Source organism: Oligoflexus sp. (assembly GCF_035638955.1).
Taxonomy (GTDB): domain Bacteria; phylum Bdellovibrionota_B; class Oligoflexia; order Oligoflexales; family Oligoflexaceae; genus Oligoflexus.
Window position 1 is genome coordinate 55,224 of the sequence record NZ_DASQYZ010000486.1, and the last position, 15,923, is coordinate 71,146.

Below are 15,923 nucleotides of genomic sequence, written 5' to 3' on the forward strand. Positions count from 1 at the left end.
TCTTCTGTCGATGATTAGAGTACTTCAGGTGCCAGAGACGCGATGCGGACAAAACCCTTCTGCCGCACTTCCCGCGCTACCGGTCCAAAGATACGAGTCCCAACGGGCTCGTTGTCTTTTCCCTTGATCAGCACCGCTGCGTTCTCATCAAACTTGATCGTGCTGCCGTCTTTACGCAGGACTTCTTTTGCAGTCCGCACGATCACAGCTTTGTGAACGCTACCTTTTTTCACTTTGCTATTGGGCAGAGCTTCCTTCACGGACACGACGATGGTATCGCCAACGGTCGCGAAGCGCTTTTTACTGCCGCCCAGTACTTTGAAACACTTCAGGACTTTCGCCCCGGAGTTGTCACCACTGAGTAGTACGGATTCCATCTGGATCATATTAACGCCCTTTGGTCTTGCATCTATCTGCCATTACTCGGCGACAAGCTCGCCCGCTTTTTGCACGATTTTCAAGAGATCAAAGCGCTTGCGAGCGCTATGGGGCCGAGAAGGGATGATCAAAACGGAATCACCGATTCGGCTTTCATTCTTTTCGTCGTGGAACATCAGTTTCGTCTGGCGTTTCATGTACTTGCCATAACGAGGATGTTTTACCAAGTGCTCAACAGTGACAACGCGCGATTTTTGCATCTTGTCAGAGGTGACAACACCGAACACGGGCTTCGACTTCTTTTCATTTTGTTCAGACATTGCTCAATCCCTCTCAAGCTTTCGCACGAGCTTTTTCGTTTTGCACGGTGAGAACACGGGCAAGGGTCTTGCGCAGTTTCTTCACTTTGCTCACATTCACTGCTGGCGCTGTATAGATGTCCATACGAATTTCAGCAAGCTTTTTTCTTACTTCACTTGCAGCAACCTGCAATTCACCTTTGTCTTTGGACCGCAGCTCATCGGCTGTAACTTTAAAGTATTCCATTATGACCAGGGATCCTCCGATTTTTTCAGCAGTTTGGTTCTGATGGGCAGTTTCGACCCTGCGAGTTCCAAAGCTTGCGCTGCGACTTCAGGTGTAACACCGTCCATCTCGTAGAGGACCCGACCGGGTTTAATGTAAGCAACGTAGAATTCCACGTTACCTTTACCCTTACCCATCCGTACTTCAAGAGGCTTCTTGGTTACAGGATGATCAGGGAAGATATTAATCCATACACGACCACCGCGCTTAATGTGGCGGGTCATAGCGACACGGGCAGCTTCGATCTGGCGAGCAGTGATTTTGCCTGCTTCCAGGGCCTGAAGGCCATAGTCACCGAAAGACAGCTTGGCGCCGCGCTCGGCCTCGCCTTTAATGCGACCTTTATGCTGCTTTCTGAATTTCATTTTCTTTGGAGATAGCATCGCACTTTCCTCTTACTGCTACGGACCGCTTATTGGTCGGTCAGAATGTCGCCCTTGTAGATCCAGACTTTAATCCCGATCAAACCGTAGGTGGTCAAAGCTTCGGCTGTGCCGTAGTCGATGTCCGCACGCAGGGTATGGAGGGGAACGCGACCTTCCCGATATTTCTCGATCCGGGACATATCCGCACCACCGAGACGACCCGAGCAACTCACCTTGATACCTTTGGCACCGGCTTTAATCGCCGAAGCGATTACTTTTTTCATAGCGCGGCGGAAGGATACCCGGCGAACCAGCTGCTGCTTAATGCTTTGAGCAGCAAGGTTGGCATCGGCGTCTGGCTTTTGGATTTCGAAGACGTTCACATTTGGATCGCCCGACGAAAGCTTGCAGATCTTAACCAGTTCGTCTTTCAGACTCTCTGCGCCTGCACCTTTTTTGCCGATGATGATACCAGGGCGGCTCGAAAAGATGTTCACGCGCATGTTAGCGGCTGCACGTTCGATTTCAACTTTTGAAACACCCGCGCTATCGAATTTCTTCATGATATATTCGCGAATGCGCAAGTCTTCGTGCAGGAATTTTGCGTAATCATTTTTTGCATACCAGCGCGAGGCCCAGGGGCGTGTGATACCGGTACGAAAACCAATTGGATTTACTTTCTGTCCCACGGATCCTACCCTTCCCTTAAATCTCAGCCAGTTTGATGATGATGTGCGAAGAACGCTTTTTTACCTGAGTCGCGCGACCTTGCGCACGGGGCAGGTAACGTTTGAGCTTCTCACCTTCATTCACAAAGGCTTCTTGCACAACCAGACGGTCGATGTCGACAGTCGTAGTCGAAGTTGCATTCGCCATAGCGGACTGAATGAGTTTCGAGATGAGAGGAGCCGCCTTTTTGTTAGTCGCCCGGAGTGCATCCAGAGCGACCGCAACGGGCATCCCTCTTACGAGATCAGCTACCAGCCGCGCTTTGCGCGGGGTGATTCGCGTGTTCCGAAGAACTGCTTGATAGAGACGTTCCAAAGCTAGCTCCCTTTATCTACTTTTTGCCTTTTTTGTCGGACCCGTGGCCAAAGTAGGTGCGCGTTGGAGCGAATTCACCTAGCTTATGACCGACCATGTTCTCAGACACAAATACAGGAACAAATTTCTTCCCGTTGTGTACGAGGAAATTCAGGCCGACAAAGTCAGGAACGATCGTCGAACGACGGCTCCAGGTTTTAATCGGCTTCTTGTCTTTAAGAGCCTGCTCGGCCTTCTTATAGAGATAGCCATCCACGAAGGGGCCTTTTTTAACTGAACGAGCCACTTAGCATACCTCCCATTACTTGCGGTTACGACGGCGGATGATATCCTTGTCCGTGCGCTTATTATGACGGGTCTTGTGACCCTTCGTCTGCACAGCCCAAGGGGTACAAGGGTGACGACCACCGGATGTACGACCTTCACCACCACCGTGAGGGTGATCGACCGGGTTCATGGCCACACCGCGAACGGTAGGACGAATACCCAACCAGCGAGTACGACCGGCTTTACCGATTTTCACGTTGAAATGGTCTGAGTTGGAAACCACTCCGATGGTTGCATAGCATTCTTCACGAACGCGGCGCATTTCACCGGAAGGCATGCGGAGCTGAGCGTAACCGTCGACACGACCGACCAGCTGAGCAGAACAACCGGCACTACGAGCCAACTGACCGCCTTTACCCACCTTCATCTCGATATTGTGTACCGGAGTACCGAAGGGGATGCTTTTCAGAGGCATGCTGTTACCGGGCTTCACATCCACAGTCGCTGCAGCGAGAACTTCATCGCCTTTTTTCAGGCCGTCCGGAGCCAGAATATACCGACGCTCACCGTCTTTGTAGACGATACGAGCGATGAATGCAGTCCGGTTAGGATCGTATTCGATGTACTCAACGCGACCAGAAATGTCGCGCTTGTCACGTTTGAAGTCGATGATACGGTAATGACGACGAGCGCCACCGCCGACATGACGAACCGTAATCCGGCCTGTGTTGTTCCGGCCGCCGCTTCTCTTTGTAGACTCGACGAGAGGACGGAACGGTTCCACGCGATCAAGGACACTGTAATCAACGACGGAGGTGCCGCGTTGAGATGCTGATGTCGGTTTGTATTGCTTGATAGCCATAACGTTTACCAGTCCCTTTGTTATTGGTCTTCAAAGATCGGCAGTTTCGAACCTGCTGCCAGCTTCACGATCGCTTTTTTCACGAGCGAAGTCTGGGAGTAGCGAGCGCCGCGACGCTTGAACTTACCGCGTTGAATCAAAGTGCGAACCGATTGCACCTTCACATCCCAAAGAGCCGCAACAGCTTTCTTGACGTCTTCTTTGGTGGCATCTTTTTGCACGATAAAAGTATATTTGCCTTGGGCTTCACGAACGCCGTTCGATTTTTCGGATAGAACGGGGCGAACGATCACATGAAATGGATGCATGTTATGCTTCCTCACTAACGCGAGCGTTGAGAGCTTCGAGAGCTTTTTCGCTGATGACCAAGGTCTCGTAGCGAAGCAGATCCAAAACGTTGAAATCCATGGGCGACAGAGCAGCTGCACCGTGGATGTTACGCGCCGAACGATACAAGAAATCGTCTTCGCGAACGTCGGAGAGCAGAGCTTTCGGCGCGTTCAAGGCCTTCAGTGCACCCAACACAGCTTTGGTCGAGTAAGAGTTGACGCCAGCGAAGTCGCTAACAACAACCAGCTTGCCGTGACGAGCTTTGTCAGACAGCGCAACGCGAATGGCCAAGGCCTTCACTTTTTTGTTGAGCTTCAGACGGTAGTCACGAGGCTGTGGACCGTGAGCAACAGCACCACCTGGACGGTTATGAGCGCGGGTCGAACCTGCGCGAGCACCACCAGTGCCTTTTTGTTTATAAGGCTTCTTTCCACCGCCGCTCACATAAGCGCGGGTCTTGGTGGCGTGAGTTCCTTGGCGTTTGTTGGCCAGGTAAGCTTTTACCACATGGTGGAGAACGTGATCGTTCAGTTCAACGTTGTAGATCGCATCGGGAAGATCGATCGACTTGACGTTGTTACCCTTGATGTCTTTGACTTGGACTTGCATGATTATCCATTCCCCCTAGAACTCATTTTTTGAGTTCTTTGGCTTTCACAGAAGGTTTGATGATAACAAAGCCATTGCGGAACCCGGGAACGGAGCCTTTGAGAGCAATAACATTGGCTTCCACATCGACATCGACGACTTTCAGGTTCTGAACGGTAACCTGCAGAGTACCCATGTGACCCGGAACTTCTTTGTTCTTGAAAACACGACCTGGGGTCGTTCTCATACCCAGCGAACCAGGCAAGCGATAGAAGTTCGAACCGTGCGAACGACGACCCGATGAGTGACCCCAACGAGTAATGGCACCTTCGAAGCCATGACCCTTGGTCACACCGGTAACGTCAACAGACGATACGTCCGAGAACAGAGAGGCGTTATAGGATGCCCCGATGTTCGCGCCTTCCAAAGTACCTTCCGTACGGAATTCTTTGAAACGGGTGAAACTTTCGGTAACCGAGACTTTACGCAGACGAGCCACATCGGGCTTGGTCAGCTTACGCTCTGGTTTTTCGTAGTAACCAACCTGAATACCATGATAGCCATCGCGCTCAGGTGTCAGGATCTTGGTAACTTTTTGACCTTCGATTTTGAGAAGAGTCACGGGAATCATTTGACCTTCAGCGTCCAAGACCCGAGTCATTCCCACTTTTTTTGCTATTAGTCCGTGAATTGTCATGACTTATATTCAACCTGCTGTTGAGTTATTCGGTTCCTAAAGCGACCGTTCAGAAAACGACAACAACCGCACTCTGCTTAGTAGAGTTTGATCTCGACGTCGACTCCAGCTGCCAAATCGAGCTTCATCAAAGCATCGATTGTCTGCGCTTTAGCGTCCATAATGTCGAGAACGCGCTTGTGCGTGCGAATCTCAAACTGTTCACGTGATTTTTTGTCAACGTGCGGACTCCGCAGGACTGTGAAACGGTTGATCGAGGTGGGCAGTGGTATAGGACCAGCGACTCGCGCTCCCGTCCGTTTCGCACGCTCTACGATTTCGACCGCGGATTGATCTAACAACCGGTGGTCGTACCCCTTGAGACGAATTCTGATGTTTTGACTACTCATAATTCTTAAACCTAATCAGTCTGGATAGGTTGCGAACAAACCGAGGCAAGATAGTGATGAGCATCACCGGCATGTGGCATTGGCTTGCTCGTAGCAGGCTTACCTCGATAGTGGAGACCGGGTTATATTACTGAGGCCTTTGGGTGTCAAGGTTTTTGTAGGAAGCTTTTGCAGATGTTGGAATTCAACTTTCAATGTCGTATCGACTTGGGCATGATGGGGAAGATTGCTTCATACCCTGGTTTTCAAGGCTTTCAGAGACGAGTCTAAATGAAATACACAGCCGTCATAATGTTGGGCGCTCTGTCATCGATCGTTCATGCCGAAGGACTTTTACCGTGTCAGCTCAAAGCCGACAAAAGGCTTATTTATAACCCTTACACAGCTTGCGTCTCGGGACATGTCGAAGTATCAGAACGCGCGCTGGGTGATAATGATCAAACGCGCGCGGATACCGCAGTATTGGCTCAGATGTACGGCTCGGTCGGGCTGGGTCATTGGGTTTCGCTGCATGCAAGAGGAGCTTATACACGGCAAGCCGGGACTGAATATGTGGAGTCGCGCGATTACAAACGCACCGAGCAGCTCTTTTTGCAGATGGGACATCCCGTGGTGGATCCCTTCTATGCTTCTGTTGGGCGTCTTGATGCGCCATTTGGACTCAATCACGACGTGTTTCGTTTGAGTCTGCCCAGCCGTGCTCGTCGCCTCTGGCTGACCAGCGTCAACGGTGGACGGATTGGTGTGGGTTCCCGTGAGGGTTACCGGCTGGAAGTGGGAACAAGCAACCTCGTGCAACCCAATCCTCTGACAGGCGAAGAGCGAAGCGTTCTCAGCGGGCGAATCGTCCGCACCATAGATCTGCTGGAAGGGGCCCGGATCATGGCCTCCTATGCCTCATCCTCGGATTACACCCAAAGGCGAATGGGCCTGGCAACACTGGTTCATCACGATGAAAACCGCACGAGTCTGGAATGGATAAGGGTTACCGAAGCCACCCTCCCGGATTATTTCGATCAGGTTTTCCGCCTTGTTCATGAACAGCAGCTTAAGCGCTGGAGCTGGGTTCTCGCGATGGAGGAACTCCGCAAGGATTCCTATCGGCTCAGTTATGGAGTGAAACGGCCCTGGATTTACAATCTGATTGGCACGATGAGTGTGCATTATCAAAGGGAGCGGGCCGAGCCTAAGCATCATTGGGTTGCCATGGTCGGCATGGGTTTTGGTCAGGCATGGGCTTGGGAGGAACAGGAGCCATGAGGTTTTGGTATCTTTTGACTCTGGTTTTTTCAACGGTTTCATTCGCACAATCATCACAAATTGAAAAAAACTTTCGCCAGGAAAATGAAAACAGCAAGGTGGATGCCTACGAATCCATCAGTCGCGTCGTGCAAAATTCAACGCTGGCGTCGAGTCTGGCCTCAAGCGCCGACAGCATCAACCGGTCCGTGGATTCGCTGCTTGAAAGTTTATTTTATAGCTTAATGGACGAAGACATTCGCCTTCGGGCCAGTGACAGCATGTCCGCAGTAAGCAGCTATCGGCGGGATGTTCATTCGACCAATATCGGGACGTATGTGGTGGTCGATCGGTTCCAGCTGGGTCCGGATTTTCTACGGGAGCTTGGCAAGATTCGAGGGCTGCCTTTGACGTTCAATGGCCACAGCCAGCTCTTTGTGACCAACGCCACCTACCGCAGTGAAGCTTCCCGTAAGTCCGAGGGACAGAAGGCCGGCTTCTGGACTGAGCTTTTTGCCAATTGGTTCGGCCTGTTGCCTTTGCTCACTAATATCCTGCCCCCGTCCTTCAACCCGCTTGAGCTCTATGATCCGGTCACTTATCTTAGAACCCCGTTCCTTTTTCCCTCCACGATTGAACACGCACTGGAACTTCCTATAGGCAATGTCAGAAGTTACGGTATCAGTGGGGGTGCATCCCTGGCCGTGGATACGGCCGGACGTTCGGCGAAAACTCTGCAAAAATCCTTGGGTCTGAGCGACCTGGATTTGACCATTCCCCTGTCCGTTTTCCGGGATGGGGAACATAGAATCAGTGTGTTACGCCGTAATCAGTCCCATGTGTGGCTGGCTTTGAGCGAAGTTCGACGCATCGGGACCAGCTTCCAGACGACGTTGGGCAAGGATTACATGGTGTTCCAGAAGATGGTGAAGTGGTGGGCTGGGGTCCCTGCGCCGATCACTCCCGTGGATTTTGATCTGCAGCGGGCTCAAATTTTCCAGATTGATGAGCTTTACGATTTTGATCTGCTGCGTGAAGGGGCCCAGCAGGCCTTTACCGAAGCGCTGCACGGTGATTTTCGCAAGGCCCGGGAGTTGACCGGGCAGCTGCAAGGGCAGACGACACCAGCGGATAAATCAAGTGGCGTGCAGTTTCAATTTTATCGTGTGACGACCCGCAACGAAACGGGACTCAAGCAGGAACGCAGCTTTTATGTCGCGCAAAGTCAGCGGCAGAGCACGTTTGGTGTCGGGGAAAGTCGAACCACGGACCGTCAGGGTGAATTTTTAAACCTTGAGGCAGAACATTTTTTGCATGACCGGAATTGGAACATTCTCGTCGGTGCGGACACGATGGAATTTCGTCATAAGCTCTCCATTCCTGTTAAAAAGGAACAGGGACCGGGCCGAGCCACTCGCTTTGTGCTCGCTGCAGATCCGGCCAATCCCCTTTATATGACGGCGTCCCTACGGATCATCGATAACTTTGTCGATGTGCGGGATTACAATCGAATTCTGGCTCTTTTGCGCCGCTATACAGGACTGGCCATGGATGATGTCCCGGATATTGAACTCTTTGCGCAGGATGTTCAAAGAACGCTGCTCCGTGATCAGGCCATGGTCAATCCCATGGATGAGATCTATATCCAGCCCGTATCGGCCACGCACCTTGGGAAACTCAGTGCCAGCGCGCATCTTTATTTTGCGCATGATTTGATCATGGCCCTGGCTCGCAAGGACGAGCGGGTGCTATGGACGGCTTTGGCCAAAGCCTTTGACGTCGATCCCAAATACTGGTCCCGCGAAGGACCCAATGAAGGCATGACTTTTTATGCGAATCTGCTCGGTTCTTATATGGTCATGCCCCTGCGGCTTCTCAATATAGAAAGCGGGTATCCCGAAGTCGCCAAGGAAGCCCGTCGCATACGGCGTGGATTCAACGCCCTTTTAAAGGCCAAGGAACCGCTGGAAATTCAGGCCGCTTACGAGCAAATTCTCGACACCAATCATCCGGTCGAATTTATGCAGGCCTTGGGGGAAATGGCCAAAGGTCTGCCGGTTCCCATCGTGGTGGGCTTCCAGGCACAAGGTCAGGAGCGCGGCCGGGATAGTCCCGATATTCGCACCGCCAAAAAGCAGTTTGAAACCTTGAATGAACGCGTTTTTGAATCACCCTGGCCGATTCCTCCCCTCAAGCGGGATCAAAGTGTGGAAGAAAAGCTGGCGAACTTTCTTCCCGGCGGTTATCGCGATCCGCGCCAGACACCCAAGCTTATGAAGGCCAAGGTGACTCTGGATCGGTCCTCCCATCTGACTCAAGGTGCTGATGAGGGAGAGATGCGACTCCAGCTTTCCATACGGAATATGTCCATCACACATGCAAATCTGCAGGTCTACATACGGTTTGAACAGCACGGCGCCATCAATCTCGGTCGTTTCGTCCTGTCAGAAAATATCGTGCGCCTTGCGCCAGAATTTACAAGCTCCGGCCTGGGTCCAAGGCGCAATCGGACCGAAGTTTATGAAATCCGGCTGAACGGCACTGACGGTTTGCCAGATTCGAAATTTCTGAAGGAGGCCATCGTCGAGGGCGATGCATTTGATATGCATATTAGCGTGAGTGAAGATGGTGAAAGCTGGAGCCCCGAGCAAACCATGTCATTTGCCATCGAAAATGGGATCCTGGAAAATCTTTAAAAAGGCCCGGGCTATTGGGTTGACAAAAGCAATGGGCCGGGTAATATCACGATCTCCTCGTCCTGGTATGGTGGCTGTGGCGAAGTGGTTAACGCATCGGATTGTGATTCCGACATACGTGGGTTCAATCCCCATCAGCCACCCCATTCGATCTTCATCCATAGCATTCGGCTGTAGCTCGTTTTTTATTCATAAAAAACTTAAGAATTCATTTCTGAAAAGTTCAGAGGCTCTGAAGTATTTCAGAGCCTTTGAAAAAACAAAGCGAGGACTTGACCCTCGCTTTGCTGTGATCGGATTAACGACCGTCAAGGAATGGTGTATCGCCATTTGTGTCGGTACAAAGACAGAAATAGTTTCCAAGTGGAACTTCTTTGCCACCCTGCCCAACAATGCAGAGATTGCTTGTAAAACCGGGCAACTGATACCCTGGACGGTTATCACCAGCTGCACAAACGAAAAATGCGTTGCCGCTTCCGCCCCAGGTGCCACCTTCCACAGCTTTCAGGGGAGGCAGCCCTGTCATACTTTTACTGCAGACATAAGAACAGGTTTCACCCGTACCTGATTTAAGAAAGTAGTTACTCGCAAAAAGGTTGGAAGACAATAAAGTTACATCCCTTGGACAGCAGACTTGAAACCATATTGCGGCCGTCTCCTAAAATTGATAAAGCAGATTAACTAAGTCTTATTGACATTATTTGGTTTTTTTGAAAACGTATCCTCTGGCATTCAGCACTTGACTGTCTCAAGTTCTTCTTTATGGATGTTTTAGGTATTTAATGTTAATGCGAAGCTGGATTAAGCATGTCTGGTTTTGAGAAGGGAATGCGATGCAGGAAATAATTCGGCTTGCACAACGAGTAAAAGAAGTCGCACAAAATAATCCTGAAAAGATAGTCGAACGAAGTCTGGACAAGATTTACACTTCTGTTTTGACCCCTATCAAAAAAATTACTCTCGGCAGGCAGCGCTTTCGCGCCAGTGGTAAAGAATATTTTTACGCGACTCATTACTATAATGCTACTTGGCGTAACGAACGCGCTGTTGAAGTGCCTCTTCTCAATGAATTTCTTGAAATCAATAGATTGAGGAGGATTCTGGAACTTGGCAACGTAAGTGCGTACTACTCTAAAAATAATCGTCCGCCACTAGTCGTGGACAAGTACGAACGTTCCAAAACCGTACAAAATCTGGATGTACTAGATATTCCACATACCTTCAACATTGAGGGCATTGTGTCCATATCAACTCTCGAGCATATCGGTTGGGACGAAGCGATCAAGGATCCACTGAAACCGCTCAAATGTCTCATGCACCTCTATGAACTTGTTTCTGACAAGAGCAACGTTCTCTTCACTTTCCCCACAGGATACAACCCATCACTTGACAAAATGCTCGCCGATAATGTCCTGCCTTTTATTACGTTCGAGTTTATGGAGCGCAAAGATGCGGACAATCATTGGGTCGTCTGCGACAAAGCCACCGCATTAAGAAAAATGTTCGGAAATCCATATTATGCTGCCAATGGTTTAGTCATTGCCAGAGGTTTGCGGAAATTTGATGAATCAGACCTTAAGAGCTTAAAATACTAGAAACACAGGTTAGTCTCCCTTCCCCTTGCATCAGACTCAGTTTTATTGAGCTATCATGGGGATTACTGAATCAAGCGAAGATCATCCAAGCTGTCACGCGTCAGTCATTTAATTTTGACACGAATCTGAAACGTTGAACCGTGACCCGGTTTGCTGTCGATGAGATGAATGTCACCGCCCAGGAGTTCCGCGAGACGCTTGCAGAGAGCCAGACCAAGGCCCGTGCCTCCGTATTTGCGGGTATGGCTTCCATCAGCCTGAGTGAAGGGGCGAAACAGAAATTGTTGCTGTTCGTCGGTCAAGCCAATGCCTGTATCGCGAACGATCAGGATCAAGTGCTCATGATCTGCTTTGAGATGCAGCCCGACCTCTCCTTGTTCCGTGAACTTGATCGCATTGCCAACGATATTATAGATGATTTGCCGCAAACGGATGGGGTCGGTCCTGACAGTTTCGGGCACCCCATCGCCACTGATTATGGTAAGATTTAAACCCTTATCCTGCGTCTGCGGCCTAAGATCCACCAACACACCCGAAATAAGTTCAGGCAACGAAAAGTCCAGAGCTTCGATCGTCAGGCGACGCGCTTCGACTTTGGACAGATCCAAAATATCATCAATCAGTCGTAAAAGTTGCCGACCGTTGCGCTTGATAATTTCAAGGTTTTCAGCCTTTTCCTCGGGGGTCGTGTCGCTGTCAGCAATCAGCTCGGAAAAACCCAAAACTACGCCCAAGGGCGTCCGCAGCTCATGACTCATGTTGGCCAAAAACTCGCTTTTCGCGCGGTTCGCCTGCTCTGCTTCGGCCCTGGCCGCGTTCGCTTGCTCGAGATGTTCGGTTCGTTCTTGTTCACGCCGTTGCAAAAGATTGGAAACGGTCAGCAAGGAATCACGAAGCTGCTCCACTTCCTTGACCATCGACCGCTCCACGCGGGGTACCTTGCCCTCAGCTAAAGCCATGGCACCGATGGTGGCCGACTTGATGCGATGAGCGAGTCGACGTGAATAGAGCAACGCCAGGCTGCCGAAAAAAACCAGAAGCAGAATTCCTGTTACAACCACAATCCTCATGGAGCGCCGGGCTGGAGCCTCGACGATTTCAACAGGCACAGGGATGGAGACAGCCCAGCCGGAAGCCGGGGATCTGTCAAAGGCCATATAAACATCCTTGCCTTCCAAAGTTTTTTCGCGAACCAAACCCTCGAAACTCTCATGAATGCGTTTGACGAATGAAGCCGTCCCCTGCCGACCTATAAAAGTTTCAGGATCGCGGGACCGTGCAGCCACATTCCCTTCGCCATCGACAATGGTGCGAGCCCATTCTTCTTCACCTGATGACTCCATCACCAGGGTCTGCAGCAGTTCGACAGAAACCACCGCAGAAAGTACGTAGATGACCTTGTTCTTAGCAAAAATAGGGATGCGAACGGGGAAGGCAAATTTATTGGCAAATTTGCTGTTGGCGGGGGCTGGGGCGATCGTCCCGACGACGGGCTGACCCGTGGCGATTACCCTTAAAACACTGTTCCGTTTGGGCGCAAACGGCAGCTTTTCGCCATATTCACGTGAAGAGGCCATAACGAGTTGCCCTGCGGAATTATGCACAGAAATGATTTCCCATGAGGGCTGGGAATCCTTCACGCGAAGCATATCCTCGTAGAATGATTTCAAATCATTACGCTGGAGACTTGCTGAAGTGCCCAGAGCCTGCAGGGTTCGAATGCTGGTTTTGAATTCCTGGTCGACTGATACCCTGAGTTTTTGAGCCTCACGACGCAGGTTCCGTTCGCTGGTCTGACGTTCCAGAATCACGAGTCGGTCGACCATATAGGCGGAAAAAATAAAAAATGGAATCATCGCAGCCAGGACCAGGGCTACAAGATGCCAGCTTAATGAATAAGGATTTCTCAACCGACGCAAAACAGGGGTCCTTCCCATCATTCCAATTCATGGCGAGTCTGTAAAACGGTAATATCATGCACCGCTAATAGCAAGGGGAAGAGACGTTTCAAAGCCTGAAACAGGCTTTCCAAGGAACTTTCGTCACATAAGACATATTGACATGTCACTCCTGGAAAGCAGCTTGAGGAAGCCGATCAATGGGCGGCCGCCCCCGGACGATACAGTAGAAGCCGCAGATGCTCGTCGTATTCCGTCTTGAGAGGATAGCTGTGCAGCACCGTGGCGGGTAGGTTGAAAGGACTTTTTTCCAGCCAAAGCCCTGTTCCATGAACGACGGCCCGAGTCCCCGAAAAGTTGGGAATATCATGATTGATTTGATCCTTGTCGGCATGGGGCTGCGCATCCGAGATAATCACATACTTATAACGAGCAAGCTTGGGCAAGACCTTCAGAATACTGTCGTTGGAAAGATGCTGAAACACCTGCCGAATGAGGCAGAGATCACCCTCGGGAAGATCATCCGTGATAATGTTGTTTTGCAAAAACTGAATGTGATCGTTGCCGAAATTTTTTTGGTTGTATTCGATCAAAGGCTGAACCACATCGCAGCCCGTATAATGCAAATTGTGAGCGAGATGTCGACTGACTCTGAAATCACCTCACCCTAGATCAACCACTCTCTTGATATCATAGCGGCGGATAAAGTCCTGGATAAACGTCACGTATTCCTGGTAGGACCCGGTCACAGACCCTTCACCCGAGAAAAAGGGAGTATCGCCCTTGCCCCATTTGCCGGTGAGATAAATGTCGGTGAAAACGTCCTCAGCGGATTTGGATTTGAGATAGCGCAGTTTGAGCTTGCGCAGTGAATTTAAAAGAGGCTTCGGGATATATCTCCTGGCCTGCTGAAGCATTAGGGTCCCCTTGAAAACCAGACAAAATGGTGCCTCCTGTTATAACGCCTTCCCAAAAAGGGGTCCAGGTCAGAGTGCTTTAGGCGCGGCGATTTGACTTAAATCAGCCACAAATTCCTGGAAGGCCCGCTCACGTTCCAAGGGGTCGGGAAGGCGAAGGATATGCGCCGGATGATAGGTGATCATTGCGTGTCGGGCGAAGCTGGAGGACTGGATTAAGCCCCGAACATCCTTCAGGCGAAAACTACGACCCAGAACACTGAGGCCCGCCGTCAAGCCGAGGCAGATCACAAGATCAGGCTCCATCAGCTGACGCTCAGCAAGCAGCCAGGGTTTACAGATGGCCACATCACGGGGCGAGGGCTTTTCATGGAGTCGCCTTTCACCTTGCCAGGTGAATTTAAAATGTTTGACGGCATTGGTCAGGTAAACCGTTTGACGATCGATTCCAGCCTGCCGCAGGGCTTCATCCAAAAGCTGTCCGGCTGGGCCCACGAAAGGACGACCCTGCTGGTCCTCCTGATCACCAGGCTGCTCGCCAACGATCATGATCCTGGCCTGCCGCGGTCCTTCCCCGAATACAGTTTGCGTGGCTGCCTGGCAAAGCGAACAGGCTGTGCAGCGGGCCGCCGCGTCCCGCAGTGTTGCATAGTCAGACGTCTTGGGCACAAATGCGGCCGCATCCGCAGGACTGCGATCGATCATATCGGTCACACGCCGATCGCTATCGGCCAGAAGTTTGGCGATTTGCTGTGTTTCGGGCATAGACTTCCAATAGCGCGTAGGCATTTCCGCTTTCATGGCTTTTAATTTCACCCGAGCTGGATTGAAAATCGAGGCATAGTAACAGGCCCAAAGATCCTCCAGCTTATCGGGTGCGGGCGCCTCATTCTGCGTAAAGCCACGACCCCATGAAAGAGCTGTTCCATTCCAATGCGCTGATGCATCCGGAGTCAGAAGGGTCCAGTTCAGAGACGTAAAGCGATCCTGGAAAAAAGGCACGACGTAAGGCAGCAGAGGATGATCCGGATCATGCCAAGCAATATACTGCTCACTCTGATCATCGAGCTGAACCTTGCGAAAACGCACAAAAGCCTTCATTTTATGGGCATCGCGCCGAACGTGGTGCTCCATATCCATAAAGGCGGCGACGTCGTCATCCACGCTATCTGCCAGCAAAGCCTGATTTTCATGAACGATGCGCCACAGCAGGCGGTAAAGAAGGGACCATTTCTTCTCCGAGCGATGATAAAAAACGCGCTCCGCCTTTTCCAGAAATTCCTTGGGCACCGAAAATGTCGGACGTGCCTGGGCCTGGGGCGCAAGGGCTTCACAGCCGCCCTCGTCCAAGGCGAGACGACCATCTCCCTTCTGCGCGAGCGCACGCCACATCACTTCGTCTGGCGTCACAGAAGCCTGAACCAGCTGCCGACTTTGACGACGCCATGTGGCAAAATCTTCTGGAATTGCGTTGCGAATCACCTACCAACCCTCCGCTGACTCACCCATGAATTCAAACAATGTAGGCTGGGCGGGTTTCTTCTGCAGGATTTTTGCCGCTAGATTCTGGTCATCCAGCAGGATCAAGGACGGATTTTTGTCAGCTGTCTGGATAAAGGGCCGGACCTTATCCAGAGACACGCGAAGCTTGGCCAGATCCGCGAAGGTAATCGAGCGGTGCGGCCGCATTTTCAAAATTCGATCCACCGTGCGAACACCCAGACCGGGAACACGCAGGAGCGCTTCGCGCGGGGCTTTATTGATGTCGACCGGAAAAAAATTGCGCGAGCGAAGAGCCCAGGACGTTTTAGGATCCAGGCTTAAATCCAGGTTGGGCGTGTCCTGGGTCGTCAGTTCATGATGCTTAAAACCATAAAAACGCAGCAGCCAGTCGGCCTGATACAAACGATTCTCTCGCACCAAAGGCGGCTTTTGCAAAGGCAGGCGTGGATCACCACTTGGAATAGGACTGAAGGCCGAATAGTAAACCCGCTTCAGGGAAAAACCCTTATAAAGGTGCGAGGCCGTGGCCAGGATATCGGCATCGGTGCTGGGCGTGGCACCCACAATCAT

The 15,923-nt window shown here is 51.2% G+C and carries 19 protein-coding genes, 1 tRNA gene and 1 pseudogene; 4 read left to right on the plus strand and 17 right to left on the minus strand.

Going from position 1 to position 15,923, the window contains the following annotated elements:
- Positions 1-14 precede the first annotated feature (14 nt).
- From rplN to rpsJ, 12 genes are all read right to left on the minus strand, one after another.
- A complete protein-coding gene (rplN, locus tag VE954_RS39475) occupies positions 15-386 on the minus strand; it encodes a 50S ribosomal protein L14 (RefSeq protein WP_324963565.1) in 372 nt (123 codons plus the stop codon).
- Between the two features lie 33 nt (positions 387-419).
- A complete protein-coding gene (gene rpsQ / locus VE954_RS39480; protein WP_324963567.1) occupies positions 420-698 on the minus strand; it encodes a 30S ribosomal protein S17 in 279 nt (92 codons plus the stop codon).
- Positions 699-711: 13 nt separating this feature from the next.
- Positions 712-924 (minus strand): 50S ribosomal protein L29, encoded by a 213-nt coding sequence (rpmC, locus tag VE954_RS39485; protein ID WP_324963569.1) that lies wholly within the window; start codon positions 922-924, stop codon positions 712-714.
- Entirely contained in the window at positions 924-1,346 is a 423-nt protein-coding gene (gene rplP, locus VE954_RS39490) for a 50S ribosomal protein L16 (protein WP_324963572.1), read from the minus strand. Before rplP ends, rpmC begins: the two co-directional genes overlap by 1 nt.
- A 29-nt stretch (positions 1,347-1,375) precedes the next feature.
- Positions 1,376-2,017, minus strand: a complete 642-nt coding sequence (gene rpsC, locus VE954_RS39495) for a 30S ribosomal protein S3 (RefSeq protein ID WP_324963574.1) — start codon at positions 2,015-2,017, stop codon at positions 1,376-1,378.
- A gap of 16 nt (positions 2,018-2,033) precedes the next feature.
- Entirely contained in the window at positions 2,034-2,372 is a 339-nt protein-coding gene (rplV, locus tag VE954_RS39500; protein WP_324963576.1) for a 50S ribosomal protein L22, read from the minus strand.
- Between the two features lie 16 nt (positions 2,373-2,388).
- Complete coding sequence (rpsS, locus tag VE954_RS39505; RefSeq protein WP_141736468.1) at positions 2,389-2,658, minus strand: 30S ribosomal protein S19; 270 nt, start codon at positions 2,656-2,658, stop codon at positions 2,389-2,391.
- A gap of 15 nt (positions 2,659-2,673) precedes the next feature.
- The gene (gene rplB / locus VE954_RS39510; protein WP_324963578.1) at positions 2,674-3,501 is read right to left on the minus strand and encodes a 50S ribosomal protein L2; all 828 of its coding nucleotides are present in this window, start codon (positions 3,499-3,501) and stop codon (positions 2,674-2,676) included.
- A 20-nt stretch (positions 3,502-3,521) separates the two neighbouring features.
- Complete coding sequence (gene rplW, locus VE954_RS39515; RefSeq protein WP_324963580.1) at positions 3,522-3,809, minus strand: 50S ribosomal protein L23; 288 nt, start codon at positions 3,807-3,809, stop codon at positions 3,522-3,524.
- Position 3,810: 1 nt separating this feature from the next.
- On the minus strand, positions 3,811-4,440 hold the full coding sequence (rplD, locus tag VE954_RS39520) for a 50S ribosomal protein L4 (RefSeq protein ID WP_324963581.1): 630 nt from the start codon (positions 4,438-4,440) through the stop codon (positions 3,811-3,813).
- A gap of 22 nt (positions 4,441-4,462) precedes the next feature.
- A complete protein-coding gene (rplC, locus tag VE954_RS39525; RefSeq protein ID WP_324963583.1) occupies positions 4,463-5,116 on the minus strand; it encodes a 50S ribosomal protein L3 in 654 nt (217 codons plus the stop codon).
- 77 nt (positions 5,117-5,193) lie between these two features.
- A complete protein-coding gene (rpsJ, locus tag VE954_RS39530; RefSeq protein WP_141736473.1) occupies positions 5,194-5,505 on the minus strand; it encodes a 30S ribosomal protein S10 in 312 nt (103 codons plus the stop codon).
- A 270-nt stretch (positions 5,506-5,775) separates the two neighbouring features.
- On the opposite strand from rpsJ, the gene VE954_RS39535 reads away from it, so the two are divergent.
- From VE954_RS39535 to VE954_RS39550, 4 genes are all read left to right on the plus strand, one after another.
- The gene (locus VE954_RS39535; protein ID WP_324963586.1) at positions 5,776-6,765 is read left to right on the plus strand and encodes a hypothetical protein; all 990 of its coding nucleotides are present in this window, start codon (positions 5,776-5,778) and stop codon (positions 6,763-6,765) included.
- Complete coding sequence (locus tag VE954_RS39540; RefSeq protein ID WP_324963587.1) at positions 6,762-9,440, plus strand: hypothetical protein; 2,679 nt, start codon at positions 6,762-6,764, stop codon at positions 9,438-9,440. The genes VE954_RS39535 and VE954_RS39540 overlap by 4 nt, the downstream gene beginning before the upstream one ends.
- A gap of 70 nt (positions 9,441-9,510) precedes the next feature.
- A tRNA-His gene (locus VE954_RS39545) sits at positions 9,511-9,586 on the plus strand.
- A 687-nt stretch (positions 9,587-10,273) separates the two neighbouring features.
- Positions 10,274-11,035: a hypothetical protein gene (locus tag VE954_RS39550; RefSeq protein ID WP_324963589.1), complete on the plus strand. Its 762-nt coding sequence runs from the start codon at positions 10,274-10,276 to the stop codon at positions 11,033-11,035.
- 104 nt (positions 11,036-11,139) lie between these two features.
- Here VE954_RS39550 and VE954_RS39555 read toward each other — a convergent pair whose 3' ends face one another.
- From VE954_RS39555 to VE954_RS39575, 5 genes and pseudogenes are all read right to left on the minus strand, one after another.
- Positions 11,140-12,378 carry a sensor histidine kinase gene (locus VE954_RS39555; RefSeq protein WP_414699076.1) on the minus strand — a complete coding sequence of 413 codons (1,239 nt, stop codon included), beginning with the start codon at positions 12,376-12,378 and terminating at the stop codon, positions 11,140-11,142.
- A gap of 752 nt (positions 12,379-13,130) precedes the next feature.
- A complete protein-coding gene (locus VE954_RS39560; RefSeq protein WP_324963593.1) occupies positions 13,131-13,538 on the minus strand; it encodes a hypothetical protein in 408 nt (135 codons plus the stop codon).
- Between the two features lie 57 nt (positions 13,539-13,595).
- Positions 13,596-13,850: a hypothetical protein gene (locus VE954_RS39565; protein ID WP_324963596.1), complete on the minus strand. Its 255-nt coding sequence runs from the start codon at positions 13,848-13,850 to the stop codon at positions 13,596-13,598.
- Between the two features lie 69 nt (positions 13,851-13,919).
- Positions 13,920-15,332, minus strand: coding sequence for a UdgX family uracil-DNA binding protein (locus tag VE954_RS39570; RefSeq protein WP_324963598.1), 1,413 nt, complete (start codon positions 15,330-15,332; stop codon positions 13,920-13,922).
- A pseudogene (locus VE954_RS39575) lies at positions 15,333-15,923 on the minus strand (biotin synthase); the annotation flags it as partial. It lies immediately after the preceding gene.

Bases quoted from the DNA above. Each gene is read 5' to 3' on its own strand.
- rpsJ (WP_141736473.1), bottom strand. From the start codon at position 5,505: ATGAGTAGTCAAAACATCAGAATTCGTCTCAAGGGGTACGACCACCGG.
- rpmC (WP_324963569.1), bottom strand. From the start codon at position 924: ATGGAATACTTTAAAGTTACAGCCGATGAGCTGCGGTCCAAAGACAAA.
- rplW (WP_324963580.1), bottom strand. From the start codon at position 3,809: ATGCATCCATTTCATGTGATCGTTCGCCCCGTTCTATCCGAAAAATCG.
- VE954_RS39550 (WP_324963589.1), top strand. From the start codon at position 10,274: ATGCAGGAAATAATTCGGCTTGCACAACGAGTAAAAGAAGTCGCACAA.
- VE954_RS39535 (WP_324963586.1), top strand. From the start codon at position 5,776: ATGAAATACACAGCCGTCATAATGTTGGGCGCTCTGTCATCGATCGTT.
- rplN (WP_324963565.1), bottom strand. From the start codon at position 386: ATGATCCAGATGGAATCCGTACTACTCAGTGGTGACAACTCCGGGGCG.
- rpsQ (WP_324963567.1), bottom strand. From the start codon at position 698: ATGTCTGAACAAAATGAAAAGAAGTCGAAGCCCGTGTTCGGTGTTGTC.
- rplB (WP_324963578.1), bottom strand. From the start codon at position 3,501: ATGGCTATCAAGCAATACAAACCGACATCAGCATCTCAACGCGGCACC.
- rplC (WP_324963583.1), bottom strand. From the start codon at position 5,116: ATGACAATTCACGGACTAATAGCAAAAAAAGTGGGAATGACTCGGGTC.
- VE954_RS39565 (WP_324963596.1), bottom strand. From the start codon at position 13,850: ATGCTTCAGCAGGCCAGGAGATATATCCCGAAGCCTCTTTTAAATTCA.
- rplP (WP_324963572.1), bottom strand. From the start codon at position 1,346: ATGCTATCTCCAAAGAAAATGAAATTCAGAAAGCAGCATAAAGGTCGC.
- VE954_RS39555 (WP_414699076.1), bottom strand. From the start codon at position 12,378: ATGGAGTCATCAGGTGAAGAAGAATGGGCTCGCACCATTGTCGATGGC.
- VE954_RS39540 (WP_324963587.1), top strand. From the start codon at position 6,762: ATGAGGTTTTGGTATCTTTTGACTCTGGTTTTTTCAACGGTTTCATTC.
- rplD (WP_324963581.1), bottom strand. From the start codon at position 4,440: ATGCAAGTCCAAGTCAAAGACATCAAGGGTAACAACGTCAAGTCGATC.